16 protein-coding genes are annotated in these 17008 nt (G+C 54.1%); 11 read left to right on the top strand and 5 right to left on the bottom strand.

Annotated elements, in window-relative coordinates; genetic code table 11:
* Window positions 1–15: 15 nt before the first annotated feature.
* Window positions 16–1389, bottom strand: coding sequence for an FAD-binding protein (locus M1136_12150; GenBank protein ID MCL5076375.1), 1374 nt, complete (start codon window positions 1387–1389; stop codon window positions 16–18).
* Between the two features lie 2 nt (window positions 1390–1391).
* Entirely contained in the window at window positions 1392–2510 is a 1119-nt protein-coding gene (locus M1136_12145; GenBank protein MCL5076374.1) for an NADH:flavin oxidoreductase, read from the bottom strand.
* Window positions 2511–2751: 241 nt separating this feature from the next.
* On the opposite strand from M1136_12145, the gene M1136_12140 reads away from it, so the two are divergent.
* Entirely contained in the window at window positions 2752–3645 is an 894-nt protein-coding gene (locus M1136_12140; protein ID MCL5076373.1) for an NAD(P)-dependent oxidoreductase, read from the top strand.
* A 123-nt stretch (window positions 3646–3768) separates the two neighbouring features.
* On the opposite strand, the gene M1136_12135 is transcribed toward M1136_12140, so the two are convergent.
* Window positions 3769–4965: an IS256 family transposase gene (locus M1136_12135; GenBank protein MCL5076372.1), complete on the bottom strand. Its 1197-nt coding sequence runs from the start codon at window positions 4963–4965 to the stop codon at window positions 3769–3771.
* 166 nt (window positions 4966–5131) lie between these two features.
* Between M1136_12135 and M1136_12130 the strand changes: the two genes are divergently transcribed.
* The 10 genes from M1136_12130 (at window position 5132) to M1136_12085 (ending at window position 13913) form a co-directional block, all read left to right on the top strand.
* Window positions 5132–5293 (top strand): hypothetical protein, encoded by a 162-nt coding sequence (locus tag M1136_12130; protein MCL5076371.1) that lies wholly within the window; start codon window positions 5132–5134, stop codon window positions 5291–5293.
* 55 nt (window positions 5294–5348) lie between these two features.
* Window positions 5349–6731 (top strand): extracellular solute-binding protein, encoded by a 1383-nt coding sequence (locus M1136_12125; GenBank protein ID MCL5076370.1) that lies wholly within the window; start codon window positions 5349–5351, stop codon window positions 6729–6731.
* A gap of 81 nt (window positions 6732–6812) precedes the next feature.
* The gene (locus tag M1136_12120) at window positions 6813–7712 is read left to right on the top strand and encodes a sugar ABC transporter permease (protein ID MCL5076369.1); all 900 of its coding nucleotides are present in this window, start codon (window positions 6813–6815) and stop codon (window positions 7710–7712) included.
* A gap of 30 nt (window positions 7713–7742) precedes the next feature.
* Window positions 7743–8666, top strand: a complete 924-nt coding sequence (locus M1136_12115; protein MCL5076368.1) for a carbohydrate ABC transporter permease — start codon at window positions 7743–7745, stop codon at window positions 8664–8666.
* A gap of 121 nt (window positions 8667–8787) precedes the next feature.
* Entirely contained in the window at window positions 8788–9771 is a 984-nt protein-coding gene (locus M1136_12110) for a nucleoside hydrolase (GenBank protein MCL5076367.1), read from the top strand.
* 153 nt (window positions 9772–9924) lie between these two features.
* Window positions 9925–10989 carry an ADP-ribosylglycohydrolase family protein gene (locus M1136_12105; protein MCL5076366.1) on the top strand — a complete coding sequence of 355 codons (1065 nt, stop codon included), beginning with the start codon at window positions 9925–9927 and terminating at the stop codon, window positions 10987–10989.
* Window positions 10986–12029 (top strand): adenosine deaminase, encoded by a 1044-nt coding sequence (gene add, locus M1136_12100; protein MCL5076365.1) that lies wholly within the window; start codon window positions 10986–10988, stop codon window positions 12027–12029. Before M1136_12105 ends, add begins: the two co-directional genes overlap by 4 nt.
* On the top strand, window positions 11998–12975 hold the full coding sequence (locus M1136_12095; protein ID MCL5076364.1) for a sugar phosphate isomerase/epimerase: 978 nt from the start codon (window positions 11998–12000) through the stop codon (window positions 12973–12975). Before add ends, M1136_12095 begins: the two co-directional genes overlap by 32 nt.
* A gap of 10 nt (window positions 12976–12985) precedes the next feature.
* Window positions 12986–13456 carry a nucleoside 2-deoxyribosyltransferase gene (locus M1136_12090; GenBank protein MCL5076363.1) on the top strand — a complete coding sequence of 157 codons (471 nt, stop codon included), beginning with the start codon at window positions 12986–12988 and terminating at the stop codon, window positions 13454–13456.
* 4 nt (window positions 13457–13460) lie between these two features.
* Window positions 13461–13913: a nucleoside 2-deoxyribosyltransferase gene (locus tag M1136_12085; protein MCL5076362.1), complete on the top strand. Its 453-nt coding sequence runs from the start codon at window positions 13461–13463 to the stop codon at window positions 13911–13913.
* Window positions 13914–14078: 165 nt separating this feature from the next.
* Here the strand turns inward: M1136_12085 and M1136_12080 are convergent, their stop codons facing one another.
* On the bottom strand, window positions 14079–15578 hold the full coding sequence (locus M1136_12080; protein ID MCL5076361.1) for a leucyl aminopeptidase: 1500 nt from the start codon (window positions 15576–15578) through the stop codon (window positions 14079–14081).
* A 95-nt stretch (window positions 15579–15673) separates the two neighbouring features.
* Window positions 15674–16657, bottom strand: coding sequence for an HD domain-containing protein (locus tag M1136_12075; protein ID MCL5076360.1), 984 nt, complete (start codon window positions 16655–16657; stop codon window positions 15674–15676).
* Between the last annotated feature and the right edge of the window lie 351 nt (window positions 16658–17008).

Below are 17008 nucleotides of genomic sequence, written 5' to 3'. Positions count from 1 at the left end.
GGGCTGGAATCCGATTCAGACAATCTTGTGCGGGTTTAGAATGTTATTAGGATCGAATAGACGCTTGATTTCTCTGGTGAGATGCATTTCCAGCGGACTGTATGCCAGGGGGAGATAATCTCTTTTCTCCAATCCGATGCCGTGTTCTCCACTCAGCGTGCCTCCCATCTCTAGGGCCGCAGCGAAGATCTCTCTTTCAGCGAACTGGACGCGTGCTACCTCATCCTTGTTGCGCTTGTCGAAAAGGATTAAAGGATGGAGGTTACCATCGCCGGCGTGGGCTAGATTTCCGATGGGAAGGCCGTATTTTTGAGAGATTTCACCGATCTTAGCAATGATGGCTGGCAATTGGCTACGAGGCACAGTGATATCTTGGAGATGATAGCTGGGTCGTAGCCTGGCCACAGCACCGATGACGCTTCGCCGTGCTAACCAGAGGTCGTCAACCTCCTTCGCTGTCCTGGCCTGTCGTACCTCACGCACCATATTTTGGCGGCAGATCGTCTCGATTTGTTGGACCTGTCTATCAAGCGACTCAGCGAAACCGTCTACCTCTATAAGCAGGACGGCTTGAGCATCTCTGGGTAGACCAGCCGAGACAAAGTCCTCAGCACACTGAATCAGGAGATTATCCATCAGCTCAAGGGTTGTAGGGACAATGCCAGCGGCGATGATGGCGCTAACGGCTGCCCCGGCCGCACCGATGTGATCGAAGATAGCCAGCAGTGTCTTCTTGGCTTCCGGCAGTGGAAGCAAACGTAAGATGATCTTAGTTACCACGCCGAGGGTGCCCTCTGAGCCGATAAAAAGCCGTGTCAGATCGTAGCCAGTCACGTTCTTGACCACACGTCCGCCGGTGTGGATGATCTCCCCATTGGCAAGGACTATCTCCAGTCCGAGAACATAATCTCGCGTGACACCATATTTCAGACAGCGTGGTCCTCCGCTACATTCGGCGACATTACCACCTAAGGTGCAAACGTTCATGCTGGCCGGATCAGGAGGGTAAAAGAGTCCATAAGAGGCCACGGCGATCTGGAGGTGGGCATTGACTACTCCCGGTTCGACGACAGCAGTTAGGTTCTCTTGATCGATCTCCAGGATGCGGGCCATCTTTGTGAGGCAAAGGACAATGCCCCCATTAACTGGGAGGGAGCCACCGCTGAGGTTGGTACCTGCACCCCGGGGGACCAGGGGGATCTTCAGCTCGTTGGCCAGGCGCAGGACCTGCTGGACGTGCTCAGTGTTCAGGGGGAAGACGACTGCGTCTGGCAGATATTCGGGCATAGTTGCATCATAGGAGTAGAACAATCTATCTTCCGCGCTGGTCAGGACGGCGCTTGCTCCAAGGATCTCTTTCAACCGGTCAATAACGCGCTCAGCGAGCATCCTTACAGGTCCTTATTTAGGGAGCATTTCAGCGAACCAGTAGTGCGGATGCTTCGAAAGCAGGTATCGCATTCATCGCAGTGTATAATAGTATCTCCCCTACCAGCAAGCATCTTGGCGGCGACCTCCGGATCGACGATCAATCCACGACCAACAGCGACCATATCAGCTAGACCCTCCTCTAGAATATTTGTCGCTACGGCCGGGTCGGCGATTTTACCCACGGTAATCACTGGCACCTTTACTACTCTCTTGATTCGCGCCGCATAAGGAGCATTATAGCCATCAGGTGCCCCTTTGGGTGGGGTAGAACCTGTCTCAACGTAGGTCTGGCCATAGTTGTCTCTGATCGCCGCACGGACGATAGCCGAGGTATCGATAACGTCAACCCCGGCATGCTCCAGTAGCTGGGCTATTTGCAGGATATCCTGCTCATCTAGCCCACCCTCAAGGGTTTCCCGACAGTGCGTGCGACAGAGTAGGGGGAATTCTGGACCCAGCTGTTGGCGCATTGCAGCGACTATTTCCAACAGGAAGCGGCTGCGGCCGACTACATCTCCTCCATAGCGATCATCGCGCCTGTTGGTCAGTGGTGAAAGGAATTGACTAAGTAGAAAGTAATGGGCGGCGTGGAGTTCAATAGCATCAAAGCCGGCTTGAGCAGCCCTTTCCGCTGCGCTGGCGAAGGCTAGTTTGATCTCTTCTATTTCAGTAAGGGAAAGCGGTCGGGGTCCTGGCCCTGGTCGAAGGGCAACATCCGATGGGGCGAGCGGTTGGAAAGTGGGCGAGAGGGAATAGGATTTGGCTCCCCCGTGCACCAGTTGGATAGCTACGGCTGCCCCGCTATGCTTAATGTTGTTGGCCAAACGACGTAGACCGTCCATGAATTGGTCAGCGTAGATATTTAGCTGTCGAGGCCCGATAGCTCCATCCGACGTAACAGCGGTCGCCTCGACGATGACCAATCCGACGCCGTTCCTGGCACGCTCGACATAATATTCGATCATCTCATCGGTGACGAATCCCTGTTCATCAGCGTAATTTGTCTTCATAGGAGGCATCACAATACGGTTTCTGATTCGGAGTCCCTTTATCTGAATAGGGGTATTTAAAGTGATCATTTCTCGCTCCTGTCTATATGATAGATGATTGTATGGCGTTTCCTTTTTAAGCCCCCCGAACTCTGGCTGTAGCATCCCTCATCGTCTCCGGCCTCCCTTCGCCGGGGGTACCGCCCTAACAATAGCATGGGCGGCCTTTCCTGGCAAGCTTCCCTGGCCGTTGCGGAGAAAAAATCTTTCTGCTATATTGGGGCTCAAAAGATAACCTGACGTCTTGTAGAAATCACTTAGGAGTTTAGAGATGAGGGTTGGATTCATCGGATTGGGTAAGATGGGTCGGCCTATGGCCTTGAATCTGCTGAGGGCTAATTTTTCGCTCACTGTCCATAATAGGAGCCGAGCGGTAGTGGAGGAATTGGTGCAAATGGGGGCTAGTGGGGCCGCTTCAGCCAGGGAGGTAGCACGGGGCTGTGATGTCGTCCTAACCTGCCTGCCGAACCCGGCCACGGTGGAGGAGGTCTTTCTGGGGCCAGAGGGGATCATCTCAGCCACAAGAGAGGGGCATATTCTCATCGATCACAGCACCGTTGGGCCAAGCACGAGCAGGGAGATAGCGGCGGCTGCCCGAGAGAAGGGGGCTTACTTTCTTGATGCACCTATCAGTGGAGGCCCGGCTGGTGCCCAGGCGGGCACGCTAACCATTATGGTGGGAGGAGATAAGGGTGCTTTTGATCAAGTGCTACCCATCCTGCAAGCGATGGGCAAGAATATCCATCACGTGGGCTCGGTGGGCAATGGGAGCATCGTCAAGCTAGCGAATCAGCTCTTGGTCGGCATAAATCTGGCCGGTGTGGTCGAGGCGATGGTCCTGGGGACAAGGGCCGGCGTTGACCCTCAGGTTATGTACGATGTTCTAAGTACCAGCTTTGGTAGTAGTGCTATGCTTATGCGCTCTGTACCACTATTCTTAAGACGGAACTTCCACCCAGCCACCTCGATCGGCCTCATTTGTAAGGACCTGGGAATCGTCGGCGAATTGGGGAAAGAGCAACAAGTCCGCTTGCTCCTGGGCAGCTTGGCTGAGCAGGTGTTCAATGAGGCTAAGGCCATGGGCTTGGGTGATCAGGACATGGCTGCCTTGGTTCTCCCCCTGGAACGTTTGGCTAACACAGAAGTGCGCGGGCCATCCCTGTAGGGTCAAATCAACCTGGGGGAGAGACTGAAGCATAACCTGGCCTGATCGTCTCGCTGGTAGCTAAGGACAGGGCATGGGATGTAGTGGGGCATTGGTGATTGTCGAGAAGGTTTGAAGGTAGTGTCAAGTATAGTGTGTAAATTCCGAGAGGGGCTTTCCCTTCCAGGTTGAGTTGAGATTATTGATGATGCCATAGATAATCCGATCCACGCTGGCAGGGTTCTGGAAGCAGCTCATAGGGTTGGTCCTGCGTCTTATCTCCCGGAAAGCCCGCTCTATGACATTGGTGGTGCGCACCTTACGCCAATGAGCTTTGGGGCAGTCCAGGAAACTGAGTAGTTCCTCCAGGTCTGTCTCCAGACAGTTAACAGCCCTGGGCTGGATAGGCCGCCACTGCTGGGCCCATTCCCGAAACCGAGCCACTGCCTGCCGCCGGTTAGGGGCCTGGTAGATGGCCTTGGCCCCTTTAAGGCAGGGCTCTTGCACCCTCCTGGGTAATTTGACTGCCACATTCCTGAGCTTGTGCACCCAGCAGCGTTGGCGGAGCACGTAGGGGTAAACGGTGTCCAGGGCCCGATGCAGTCCGGAGTTGCCATCGGTAACCACCAGGGCCAGGATCTTCCCGTGTAGCCCCCGCTCATACAGGTCCCGCAGGAAGGCCTCCCACTGGGCTTCGCTTTCGGCAGTAGCCTGGCGAAAACTTATCATCTCTCGCTGCCCATCTCTCCTGATCCCATAGGCGCATAGCACCAGCCGCTTCCTTACTCTGGTACCTGCCTTCACCTTCAAGGTAAGGCCATCCAGGAACAGATACTCAAAGCAGTCCTCTAAAGGCCGCTGGTGAAAGCGCCGCACCTCGGCATCCAGACTGCGGCTGATTCGAGAGACTGTCTGCGGGCTTAGCTCAGTCCCTAAGAGGGGCTTCAACACCTTCCCCACTTTTCTGGTGCTGACCCCTTGTAGGAACATCTCCCGTACCAGACCATTCACCTTCTCCTGGCGTTGCTGGTAGCGTGGAATAACAGTGGGCTGGAATGTTCCCTCCCGGTCCCGGGGCACTCGCAAGGGTTCCACCAGCCCTAGCTCAGTGAGCAGACTACGCTGTCGGTAACCGTTGCGGTATCCCCGCCTCAGCTCGGTGCGTCTATAGCGGCCAGCCCGAAGCTGCTCCATCATCTCTTCCTCCATAGCGCTTTCCAGAAGACGCTTCACCACCCTGAGGGTCTCCTCCTTCAAGTCACCCCACCACTCCTCTTCATCCTTGACCTCCTGCCATAAATCCGCTACTGTTAGTTTGGTCAGGTCTTTGACCTGCGCCATGGGGCGTACCTCCTTTCAAGTTTGTCTTATCTTTGGAAGGATACGCCCCTCTGTTTTTACACACAAGATGTTACACTACCGGTTTGAAAAATTTCTTGACAAGGGCTCTTTTTTACCCCTATAATGTATGCAAAGGTCTTTCACATTGTGAAAAATGTTATCGCCGATGTTTAGTGATAGGAAGATGGCTTTCTGGTTCAGGGATGATCCATCCAGGAGCGAGATATTGCTTTACCGCCGTGGGCGAGCCTGGAAAGCAGAAGTGGCTCTTGTTGAAACCTTGTGGAATAAGGAGGTGAAAGACAAGGGTATTGAGGTGGATGATTGATTGCGCCTTCTTTCTGTGGAAACGTGGTGCCTAATTTTATGAAAGGAGAGTTGCGGTGAAAAGACGATTTTTGCTGCCGATCGTTGTCATTTTGTTGTTGGGTTTTGTAGTGAGCGCCTGTGCTCCGGCGGCCGCCCCAACCCCTACGCCGACCAAGCCGCCCGCCCCACCAGCAGCGCCGACCCCCGTGGCTGTAGCCACTCCTACGCCAGCGCCACCGACGCCGACCAAGCCACCGGCCCCAGTCACCATAAGGTTCCTCTCTGTCAGCGGTGAGCCGCAAGATACAGCCTTCGCTAAGGCCCTCAAAATGTTCGAGGAAAAACACCCGAATATCAAGGTAGCGTATGAGACAGTGCCCTTCATGGAGTTCTTCCGCAAGATCGCTGTCTCCCTGGCCTCAGGCGATCCCCACGATGTCATCTGGGGCGATGGCCCTAATATCAAGGGCTATGCCTATGCTGGCTCCATCATCCCCCTGGACGACATCTACACCAAGGAAGATATGGATGACTTCGTCGATGCTTCGGTGAAAGAAGGGTCTTGGAAGGGCAAACTCTACGCTGGCCCGATCCAGCAGTCCTCCATCGTCATCTTCTACAATACCAAGATGTTCGATGAGGCGGGCATTAAGCCACCGAAGACCCTGGAGGATGCCTGGACCTGGCCCCAGTTCGCTGAGGCCCTGCGCAAGGTCGTTGGTCCTATCCCCCCCGGTGGCGTCCCCAAGGTCTGGGGGCTGGTGACGCGCAGCATCGGGACAGACTATGACTGGATACCCATGGTTCGTTCCAACGATAAGCCGGGCACGCCCACCTTTCTGGGGATGAGCCCTGATGGCACCAAGGTGACTGGCTACATCGACACGCCGCAGGCGCTGGAGGCCTTCCAGTTCATGTCCGACTTCTTCAACAAGTGGAAGCTCTCCCCTCAGGCGACGGTCCCTGATGCCTTCGAGACCGGCAAGGCGGCCACCTACATGCGCCCGGAGGACCTACGCATCATCCTGAAGACGAAGTACCCGGATATACCCTGGGCGCTCACGCCGTTGCCCTATTTCAAGACCCCTATCACCCATACAGGCAGTTTCATGTTTATGATCACCTCCGGCAGCAAGCATCAGAAGGAGGCCAAGGAGTTCGTCAAGTTCATGACCAGCAAGGAGATGTCGCCTACCTGGTATAGCCTGATTAGCCGGCTATCAGCGCGCAAATCTACCTTTGCCAAAATACCCGAGTATCAGTCCTTCCCGCTGAACATCTCCTACCTGGAGCTGGTCAAGTGGGGGCACTCGCGCCCGGAGACGCCCGGCTATACGGAGTACGGCACTTTACTAAAACAGGCTTTGGCTGACATCATCAAGGGACTGCCGGTGGAGAGCACGATCAAAACAGCGGCGACCAAGATTGATGCCGAGCTGAAGAAGTACGCCAAGTAGAGCGGCCTACCTGGTGGGGCATAACCTATGCCCCACCAGGTATATCTTTTGCCCATTCATATCCAGGGAGGGGGAAAAATAGTGAGCGTCACCGCAGAGGTGTTTCGAAAACGAGCATATCAGAAGTGGTTTGCGATTGTGTCCTTCGCTGCCCCGGCCCTCATTCTCTTGTTCATCTTCCGTCTTCTCCCCCTGATTGAGGCTGTCCGGATTGGCTTTTACGAGTACAGCCTCCTTAGCCCGACCATGACCTTTATCGGTTTAAATAATTATTACGAAGCTTTCCGTGATCCCCTCTTTCGTACTTCGCTCATTAACGTAGCCTATTATGTGCTGGGGAAGGTGCCCATCCAGATGGCCTTGGGCTTGGCTTTGGCTATGGCGGTGAACCGCAGCGGCTGGTTTATTCCCGTAACCCGTGCCAGCATCTTCATCCCGGTGGTGACCTCGCTGGTCATCGTATCGACGTTATGGCTGATGATGTATCATCCCAGCCAAGGCATACTTAACAGCCTGTTGGCCAGCGTGGGCTTGCCCCGCATGAAGTTCCTGATCGATGAGACCCAGGCCATGCCCTCCATCATTCTAATGTCCATCTGGAAGGATGTAGGCTTCAGCATGATCTTCTTCCTGGCCGGTCTACAGGGTATCCCCGAGGAGCTGCACGAGGCAGCAGCCATTGATGGAGCCGGCGCCTGGTCGCGATTTCGGCATATCACCCTTCCTCTTTTGAAAGGTACAACCCTCTTCGTCCTGGTCACGGAGACGATCTTCGCCTTCCGCGTTTTCACCCCGGTTTATTTAATGACGCATGGCGGGCCAGGGGATGCTACCAGGGTGGTCGTGTACTACATCTATGAGAGGGCCTTCTTCTACAATGCTATGGGTTACGCCTCGGCCCTATCCGTTATCTTGCTAGTAATCATTTTGGCTATAAGCCTGTTTCAGATGCGAGCCATCGGTCGTCCAGTAGAATATTAATTCAGTCGGGGCAAGAAGGAGATTAGCAAGATGCCACAGAGCATAGAAGTAAGCGAAAAGGCCATCCCTGTTGAACTACGAGCGATACCATCCAGGAGAGCGGTGGTGAGCAAGGCTTTGCAGCAGGCCAGCCAGAGAACCACCTTTGTCCTGCTCTACTTGGGGATCATCCTTATCTTCCTTATCCCTTATGCCTGGATGTTCTTCTCTGCCCTGAAGACACAGGCGGAGATCTTTAAGTATATCTATCCTCTCTCGCTGAATACATTCATACCAGTCTCTCCTACATTGCAGAATTTCTGGGACATCTTCCTTAAGCTGGACTTTGGTCGGGCGATGGCCAACAGCTTGTTCGTGGCTACGTCGTCGGTGGTTCTAGCCCTAGTCATAAACTCGCTTATCGCTTATATCTTAGCCCGGGTTCAATTCCCTGGTCGGGAACTTGTCTTCGTCCTCGTCCTGAGCTCCATGCTCATTCCCTTCGACGCCATTATCGTGCCTCTGTACCTGGTGGTTAAGAATTTGGGGATGCAGAACACCTACCAGGCGCTGATCGTGCCCTGGATAGCCAGTCCCTTCGGTATCTTCCTGTTGCGACAATTTTTTATGCAGATACCACGGGATCTTGAGGATGCGGCGGTCATCGACGGCTGTTCGCACTTTGGTGTCTATTGGAACGTGATGCTACCCAACGTACGTCCGGCCCTAGTCAGCTTTGCCCTGGTCCAATTCCTATGGTCTTGGGATTCCTTCTTCTGGCCATTGGTGATCATGCAGGATAAGAGTAAACAGGTTGTCCAGGTAGCCATCGCCGCCTTCAGCACCGATGTGAATATCTTCTGGGGCTGGATCTTCGCTGGTTGTGCCGCGGCGACCCTTCCTATCCTGATCTTGTTCGTGATCCTGCAAAACTACTACGTCAAAGGTGTGATTATGTCTGGCCTTAAAGGCTAAGACAAAAATCACTCCCCATCACTTCACCGTAGCGAACGGAATTTCTTAGGGGTTAACTACGCTTCGGCCGCTCAATATGGCCAAAATGCGATCAGCTATCTCAAGCAGTATGGAGGTATTAATGAAACGGGTGATCATCGATACAGACCCCGGGATAGACGATACGGCAGCGATCTTCTTCGCCCTCTCCTCCGGCCAACTTCAGGTAGAGGCATTGACCACTGTCTATGGTAATGTAGAGATAGAACAGTGCAGTCGCAATGCCTTGAAGGTTCTGGAGGTCGCTGGGAGGTCAGACATCCCTGTATATCAAGGCGCGGCCAGGCCTCTGTTGAAAGAGCCAAGATATGGCAAGCGCGTTCACGGTGATGATGGGCTTGGTGACGTCTCCTTCGCTCCACCACACAGCTGTCTGGCTCCTGGACGGGCTGCTGAGCAGATCATCACACGAATTATGGAAGCGCCGGGTGAGATAACCGTCATCGCCCTCGGCCCGCTGACCAACCTTGCCTTAGCCGTGAGCCTGGAGCCGCAGATAGCTCAAAATGTCAGGGAGGTTATCTATATGGGTGGAGCAATCTTTGCTATGGGTAACGCTACCCCGGTGGCCTCGGCCAACATGTACAACGATCCGGAGGCAGCCTATATCGTTTGTGAATCGGGGATGCCCTTGACCCAGATAGGGTTGGATGTCTGCGAGCATTGCTACGTAACTGAAGAGCAGATGGCTGTTATCGGAGCTGCTCATACCCCCATGACCGATTTCCTGACGGCTATAAGCCGAAAACATATGCTTGGCGAGCGCCAGGGATATATTGGCGCTGAGGGGTATACCTTGTACGGTGCAGGCCCTTGGATGCATTTTAACGATGTTCCTGCTGTGGCCTATGCCCTTGACCCAACCCTGTTTACGGTCAAGAAGCTATATTTAACTGTGGAGACGAAGGGGATGATCACCTATGGGCAGACGGTGGCTGATTTTCGCGGGCGGTTGGGCAAACCGCCCAATGTTAATGTCTGCCTTAAAGTGGATGGACGCCGTTTGGTTGATCGCTTTGTAGAGTGCCTCGCCAGAGGGTCAGGGGGAGCCGGCAGGAGCGCATAGAGCAAACCTCGTAGGATCCGAGGCGCTGATGGTTTCTTGTTCCCTGCTAGAGAGAGGAGCGAAGCCTCTCTAGGGGGTGAGGGCTCTGAAACCCGAGGTTTGGGGCGGGGCGGGATTTTCCTAATGCCCTGTATCTCGTTCGGGAGGTCATTAATGGAATCTTACCACTCGAGCATATTGTTTAGCAAGATTCATGGCTGTCTAGCTGGTGGGGCCATTGGTGATGCGATGGGTGGCCCAACGGAGATGATGCACTACAAGACCATTCAGCGGTTATTCGGCGAGGTGCGGGACCTGCTCCCTTATGGTGAGACGGCCGCTATCCATAAGGGTAGGCCAGCCGGTAGCTGTACTGACGACACTATCTTGAAGCATCTCCTCTGTCGGGCTATCATCAAGAAGGGGGGCAGGGTTACAGCAGCCGATATGGCTGAGGTCTGGCGGGAAGAGATGAATCCGAGGGATTTCTACGTGCCGGTCCAGAACTCTTATTATAAGCTCATGCTGGGCAATCTACCACCCCGGGAGATTGGACGGGGCAACATGATCAGCAACAGCTCAGCTATGGCCATCGCTCCAGTCGGTATCATTAACGCCTGCAATCCCCAGCAGGCCGTGTTGGATGCCTACGAAGTAAGCTCCCTGATTCATTCTGGGTTCCCTCAGGAGGCCGCCTGTGCCGTGGCCGCTGCGGTGGCGGAGGCTTTTAACCCCGAGGCTACCCCAGATTCGGTCGGTGAGGCGGCGGTGGTGTATCTGGATGGGGCTGGATTCAGACCCTATGTCGAAAGGGCCATATCCCTGGCCCGCGAGTGCAGGGAGTACACTGTCTTTCGCGAGCAGTTCTACAATAGATACCTGATGCCCTGGCCGCGCATTTTCCCAGAGGGATACGAGGATACCGTGGACCCTCGCGAGGCTGTCCCCTGTGCCTTAGCCCTCTTTTATCTGGCCCGGGGTCGGCCTGAGACGGCAGTGCTTTATGCCGCTAACTTTGGGCGAGACTGCGACACCATCGGCACGATAGCGGGAGCCATCGCCGGCGCCTTTAGCGGCGTGGAGGCCATCCCCCGCCGCTGGATTGAGCTGGTGGAACAGGTAAACAGTATAGATAACCTTTCCCTGGCTGAACAGATGTTTCAAGCCGTAGCGAATAACCTGCACCACCTTGAACGCCAAATTGAGCTGGTTCGTAGATTGCAAGGAGGGAACCTATGACAGTCCTTAATAGAGAGATGATACAGCGCCTTCCCAAAGCGGAATTGCATCTCCATTCCGTTGGGGCCCTGCGCTTAACCACGATCAAAGAACTTTTACGACAGAGAGGTCTGCCATTATCAGACGCATTTGAGGAATGGCAGGGTTCTTCCGAGATGCGTCTGCCGCTGGCCGCCTACCTTAGCCGGATAGATATGGCTTTCGCGGTGATGCAGGATGCAGAGTCCTTGGAGAGAATCTCTTACGAACTGATCGAGGACCTGGCCAAACAGAATGTCATCTACGCCGAGGTTAAATTTGCTCCCCAATCATGTACCCGAGGCGGTTTATCTTACCAAGAGGCCCTGCGGGCAGTGGCGAATGGCCTGACGAGAGCGGAAAAGAATTTCGGGCTGAAGAGTGGTCTTATCCTCGTCTGCCGCCGCGACGAGCCGCCGGAGCTCAGCACAGAGATCGTCAAGCTGGCCATCGCCAATCAGGGGATAAATAAAGTGGTCGGTGTTGACCTGGCCGGCGATGAAACTGGCTACCCCGGTTATCCACATCGAGAAGCCTTTCGAAGGGCGTATGACGCTGGATTGCATCGCACCGTCCATGCCGGTGAAGGAGCTGGGCCGGAGAGCATCAGGGAAGCGCTAGATATACTCTATGCAGAGAGACTGGGTCATGGGGTTAGATTGGCCGAGGATCCCCTCCTGCTCCGAGAGGTGGGAGACAAAGGGGTCACCTTGGAGATGTGCCCAACGAGTAACGTCCAAACGGGTGCCGCCGAATCCTTAAGCCAACATCCGATTGATCGCTTTCTGGCCCAGGGATTGGCCGTCACAGTCAATACGGATGATCCTACCGTAGCTGGCACTGACCTCACCCATGAATACGAGCTGTTAGTTGAGGAGTTTGGGTGGGGTCTGCCTGAAATAAAGAAGACTGTTCTCAATGCCTTGAATGGTGCTTTCCTGTCCGAGCCAGAGAGAAAGGCTATCCTAACTGTTTTTGAGGAGCGATGGAATGAAGTGGTCAACAAATCTAATACCATTTAGCCCCTGCATTGATCGCTTTTGCACAGGTGGTTATCGGCCCCCTATCTCCCTAAAAGAGCGCATTGAGCTGGCGGCTCAAATTGATGGATTGAATGGGGTCGAGCTGCACTACCCCAGCCTGTTTAGGGAAACGGATGTACCCAGGGTTAAGGATTACCTGAAAGATAACGGATTGGACTGTTCTGTGGTGAGCCCGGCTCTCAGCGGAGAGGCCAAATGGCAAAACGGCTCCTTGACCAATCCGGATGAACGCATCAGGGCAGATGCTATCGGGTTAATAAAAGAGGCGATGGATATCGCTAAGGAGCTGGGGGCAAACCGAATCAACCTGTGGATGGGGCAGGATGGCTATGATTATCCCCTCCAGGTTGATCACGGCCGAATCTGGGAGTTGTTGGTTGAGGGCGTGAATGAGTGCGCCCGTCATAACCCCCAGGTGAAGATCTGCCTTGAGTCCAAGCTGAAGGAGCCCAGAACGCATAGCGCTCTGGGCAGTATTGCCAAGGTGTTGCTCCTGGCCAACACCGTCGGCCTACCTAACGTGGGCGCCAATTTGGATACAGGTCACGCCTTTATGGCCTACGAAAATCCTGCGGAGTGGGCGGTGATCCTGCACAAGCACAACCGCCTATTTCACCTGCACCTTAACGATAACTATGGCGATTGGGATTGGGATATGGTTGTGGGCACCGTCCACTTCGCTGAATTCTTGGAATTGCTCTTTTGGCTGCGACAGATAGGTTACGATGGTTGGTATTCGTTGGATCAGTTCCCGACACGGGAAGACCCGCGAAAGGCCTTGGAGTTAAGCATAAGGAACGTTAAGGCTATGGACCAGGTGGCACAAGGGCTTAACGCTAAGGAGGTTTTGGCAGCTGTTCGACGACACGATGCTATATCCACCATCGACCAGATTCGCCAGTCCCTGTTCGCTACTTATAAGTAAGGAGGAGACGGTGAAGATCTACTGTGCTGGGCCACTTTTTACTCCCTATCAGCGGGAATTCACTTCCCACAACGCCAAGATCTTGAGGGATCACGGTTTTGAGTGTTTTGTGCCCCACGAACACGGAGAAACACGGATCACTACCGGACGTCCCCCAACGGCAGAGCAAGTCTTTATAGCTGATTATGGAGGCTTGTCCGAAGCCAATGCCGTCGTCGCTTTACTGGATGGGCCAGATATAAGCAGCGGCACCGCTTGCGAGATTGGTATTTTCTATGTCCTGATGCAAAACGATCCATCGAAAAAGGGAATCCTTGGTTTGCTGAGCGACTCTCGGGCTTATCGCCGACGAGCGGCTGGGGCAGAACAATTTTTGAACCTCTTCTCTTTGGGCTGCATAGAGAGGGTAGGAAAGGTATGCCAGGAGCTGAGGGAGATTGTCGTTCAGCTAGAACGATGGCGCAAAGAGCTGGAGGGGTGAGACAGTGAAAGTGTATTGTACCGGACCGATGTCTACGCCCTATGAGCGACGATATCTCGTCGAAATCGCAGCTGAATTGCAGCAGCACGGTTTCGACTGCCTCCTTCCCTGGGATGAAATGATGTCTACTACTGAAGCTAGGAGTGAGGCGAAGATGGCTATCGAAAGACGCCGCCAGCAATTGAGAGGGGCGGAAGCGATGGTGGCCATACTGGATGGCTTCACGGTGGACGACGAAGTTGCCTGCGAGATTGGTCTCTTTTATGCCTTGATGATGAACGATGAGTCTAAAAGAGGTATCCTTGGATTGTTGACCGATTGGCGAGTGGCTGGTCGTCACTGGACAGCTGGAGGCAAGGCATTATCGCCCCTCTTATTAGATTGTATAGAGCCGAAAGGAAAAGTGTGTCGGGATCTAGCCCAGGTCATCACCCAGCTGCAATCCTGGCAGTCCTAGAGATAGAAATGGTGCTGCATGATTCTCCAGAATATACCTGGATAAGATCGGCGGTTCATCAGAGAGGTAGCACATAGCGGCATTCTCTCTATAGGCTATAGGCCAATCCGATGAGGACTGCAGTGAGGATCGCTCTTTAATGGAATTAGGCTGGCCGTCAGTTTATTATTGACCGGCCAGCGCGCAGGCTAGATTGGCCAGCGTTCGTACCCCTACGCCGGTGGCCCAACGGGCAAGATAGGGTATCTCCTTCTCCGTCTCTTTGTAGGCTGTGCCAGCGATGTCCAGATGTACCCAGGGGACATCATTCCTGACGAATTGTTGGAGGAACAATGCCCCCTGGATGGTGCCGGCCGCTCGCCCTCCTACGTTAGTGAAATCAGCCACCTCGCTCTCTAGGTATTCTATATATTCTGGGACGAGGGGCAGTTGCCACATTGGTTCTCCAGCCTGCTCCGCGGCGGTGAAGAGCCTCTCGACCCATTCTTGAGGCCGTCCCATAACCCCGCTGACCATCGTCCCCAAGGCAATCACGCAGGCTCCAGTCAGGGTGGCTATATCCACCAGTCCATTGGCACCCTCCTGTTGGGCATAAACAAGGGCGTCGGCCAGGATCATGCGCCCTTCAGCATCGGTGCTGATGATTTCGATGGTCTTGCCATTCATAGCTCGTACAATATCTCCCGGCCTTGAGGCCTTTCCGCTGGGCAGATTCTCGGTTACTGGCACCATGGCTATGACATTGATCCTGGGCTGCAGCTCAGCGATGGCCCGCATTGTAGCTAGGACTGCAGCTGCCCCGGCCATATCCATCTTCATTGCCCGCATTCCCTCCGCGGGCTTAAGAGAGATACCCCCGCTATCGAAGGTCAAACCCTTGCCGATGAGCCCTAATGTCTCTTCTGCGGCATTATCCACCTTATATTTCAGAACGATCAAGTAGGCCGGTTGCTCACTGCCACGGGCGACTGAGAGGAGGGCTTGCATACCCAAGCGCTCCATCTCCTGCTCGTTGATGGCCTTGAACTCCAGGTTGTAGGTCTGCGCCAGTTGGCGGGCTTGCTCGACCATAGCTGCTGGAGTCATACTGTTGGCCGGCTCGTTCACTAAGAAGCGAGCATAATTAGTTGCCTCTGCCAGCACGCTTCCCCGTTCAACAGCGGTCTGCATAGGCTCGACATCGGCCAGGTGTGGGGCGACCAGGATTAGGTGGGTGAATGTCCTCTTCTCTCTCCCCTCTGTCTTGTGGTGATCTGGCTCATACAATCCGATGATCGTCCCCTCTGTGATGGCCACGGCTTGATCAGTCGGATTGAGGTTGCTGCGGAAGAAGAAACCTGCACGCTGCACTCCTCGCTTGCGCAGGAAGCGAGCAGCCGCACCCGCCACTTTCCGCACTCGTTCTCCATTCAGTTCGGCGCATTGATGTCCACGCACGAGGCAAAGGCGGGCGGGAGCGACCTGTCCGCCTGTATGCAGCAAGGCCGTAGCGTAGAGCTCACAGTCAAGCTCACCGCTCTCTAGCAATCGGGCGAGCGCTCCATTGAGCCGATCATCAAGCACTCGTAGCGATTCATCCAGCGTAGTTTCCTCCTTAAAGACATTGATGACCAGGGCATCGCAGTCTATTTCGGTTAGGGGTTGAGCTACTGTTGTTATATCCATTGCCTATCCTTTCAAATCGTGGAGTTGGCTTCTTGATATCATCTTTTACTCCTCATAACGATGGCTATCTCACCCTAAGCCTGCCAACGATGGCTCTAGTAACGTTCATCGTCTGAGGGGGGATGGAAGGCGGTGTTGCCGGTAAAAACAGAGCGATCAAGAAAACGATTGTAATCTGTCCAAGTGGTAGCGGAGTCTTGATTGTTAGTGAGGGAAGCCGCAAAGATAGCTACCTCGCTGCTGAAGTAGTCGGCGAGATAAAGGATACAAGCCTCGATAGTCTTCGGGCGCTTTGGCGATTTCCACTCGTATCGTCCATGGTGACTCAGGAGCATATGACATAGTTTCATTAGAAGGTCCTCAGGGAAGGCAGCGTCCTGGCGCGCCCTGTCCATAACCAGTTGTTCCCCTAAGACGATATGTCCCAGCAACCTGCCCTTGTCGCTAAAGTCGATGCTGCGCTCGAACACATATTCCTCTATCTTCCCGATGTCATGGAGAATGGCAGCGGTCAGCAGCAGATCGCGATCAATATGGGGATAGATGGTCAGAGCGGCGCGGCAGTATTCGACTACCTCTAAGGTGTGTTCGAGTAGTCCTCCTAAATAAGCGTGATGAACAGCCTTAGCCGCTGGGGCCCGGGCAAATGTTTCAAGGTCTTCCTCATCGAAGATGCGCTGGAGCAGCCCTTGCAAAAAGGGATTATTGATGCTGGCTATTATATTCTGTAACTCCGCCAGCATCTTAGCGATACTTTTGGTTGTAGTCGGCAGGAAATCATCCAGGGCGTATTCGCCATTCTTGGCCAACCAGAGCTGGTCGATCACTATTTCCAGGCTGCCCTCATAGCTCTGCGTGTGTCCGATGACCTTGATTATATCCTCTTCCTTAAGCTGTCTGTACCAGGATTCGCCATCATCCCAGAGCTTGGCTTGGATCTCGCCGCTTTTGTCACCCAGCTTCAGGACAAGAAAGGAGCCTACTTTGGTTCGGAAGGGGCGCAGGTAGCGGGATTTGACCATAAAGTGGTCGGCAATATCTTGTCCTTCGGTTAAGGAGGAGATAAGTGTCTTAGCCATGAACTCTTCTCCCATCTCAGAATAGCGGGGCGAGGTCTATATCCCTAGCCCGTGTGCCTTGCGAAGTGATGGTGGGGCCGAATCACCATCGGTGTACAGCTACTTTGGTGATTGACCTTGCCCTAAGTCAGATGATGCCGGCGAAGGACATATTATGGTTTCAAGAGGGCAAAAGTCAAGAGGTCTGAGACCTGTCGAACGACGGGGGTTCCAAGGGGGCTTGTCCCTCAGGAGTGGGCAGATTCGATTTTGATGGAGCACGTGACAAAGGGGACATTACATGGGATGATTGCCTTAATCTCGCATCTCGCTCACACGAGAGGAAGGATCGTGCCCATGTGTGTCCCCGAT

This window comes from Chloroflexota bacterium (genome assembly GCA_023475225.1).
Classification (GTDB): domain Bacteria; phylum Chloroflexota; class UBA6077; order FW602-bin22; family JAMCVK01; genus JAMCVK01.
The sequence above is the reverse complement of the archived record's forward strand: the minus strand, read 5'-3'. Positions and strand labels throughout refer to the sequence as shown.

Coding starts and splice junctions, on each gene's coding strand:
- M1136_12150 (MCL5076375.1), bottom strand. CDS start 1,389: ATGCTCGCTGAGCGCGTTATTGACCGGTTGAAAGAGATCCTTGGAGCA.
- M1136_12145 (MCL5076374.1), bottom strand. CDS start 2,510: ATGATCACTTTAAATACCCCTATTCAGATAAAGGGACTCCGAATCAGA.
- M1136_12140 (MCL5076373.1), top strand. CDS start 2,752: ATGAGGGTTGGATTCATCGGATTGGGTAAGATGGGTCGGCCTATGGCC.
- M1136_12135 (MCL5076372.1), bottom strand. CDS start 4,965: ATGGCGCAGGTCAAAGACCTGACCAAACTAACAGTAGCGGATTTATGG.
- M1136_12130 (MCL5076371.1), top strand. CDS start 5,132: ATGTTTAGTGATAGGAAGATGGCTTTCTGGTTCAGGGATGATCCATCC.
- M1136_12115 (MCL5076368.1), top strand. CDS start 7,743: ATGCCACAGAGCATAGAAGTAAGCGAAAAGGCCATCCCTGTTGAACTA.
- M1136_12110 (MCL5076367.1), top strand. CDS start 8,788: ATGAAACGGGTGATCATCGATACAGACCCCGGGATAGACGATACGGCA.
- M1136_12105 (MCL5076366.1), top strand. CDS start 9,925: ATGGAATCTTACCACTCGAGCATATTGTTTAGCAAGATTCATGGCTGT.
- add (MCL5076365.1), top strand. CDS start 10,986: ATGACAGTCCTTAATAGAGAGATGATACAGCGCCTTCCCAAAGCGGAA.
- M1136_12095 (MCL5076364.1), top strand. CDS start 11,998: ATGAAGTGGTCAACAAATCTAATACCATTTAGCCCCTGCATTGATCGC.
- M1136_12080 (MCL5076361.1), bottom strand. CDS start 15,578: ATGGATATAACAACAGTAGCTCAACCCCTAACCGAAATAGACTGCGAT.
- M1136_12075 (MCL5076360.1), bottom strand. CDS start 16,657: ATGGCTAAGACACTTATCTCCTCCTTAACCGAAGGACAAGATATTGCC.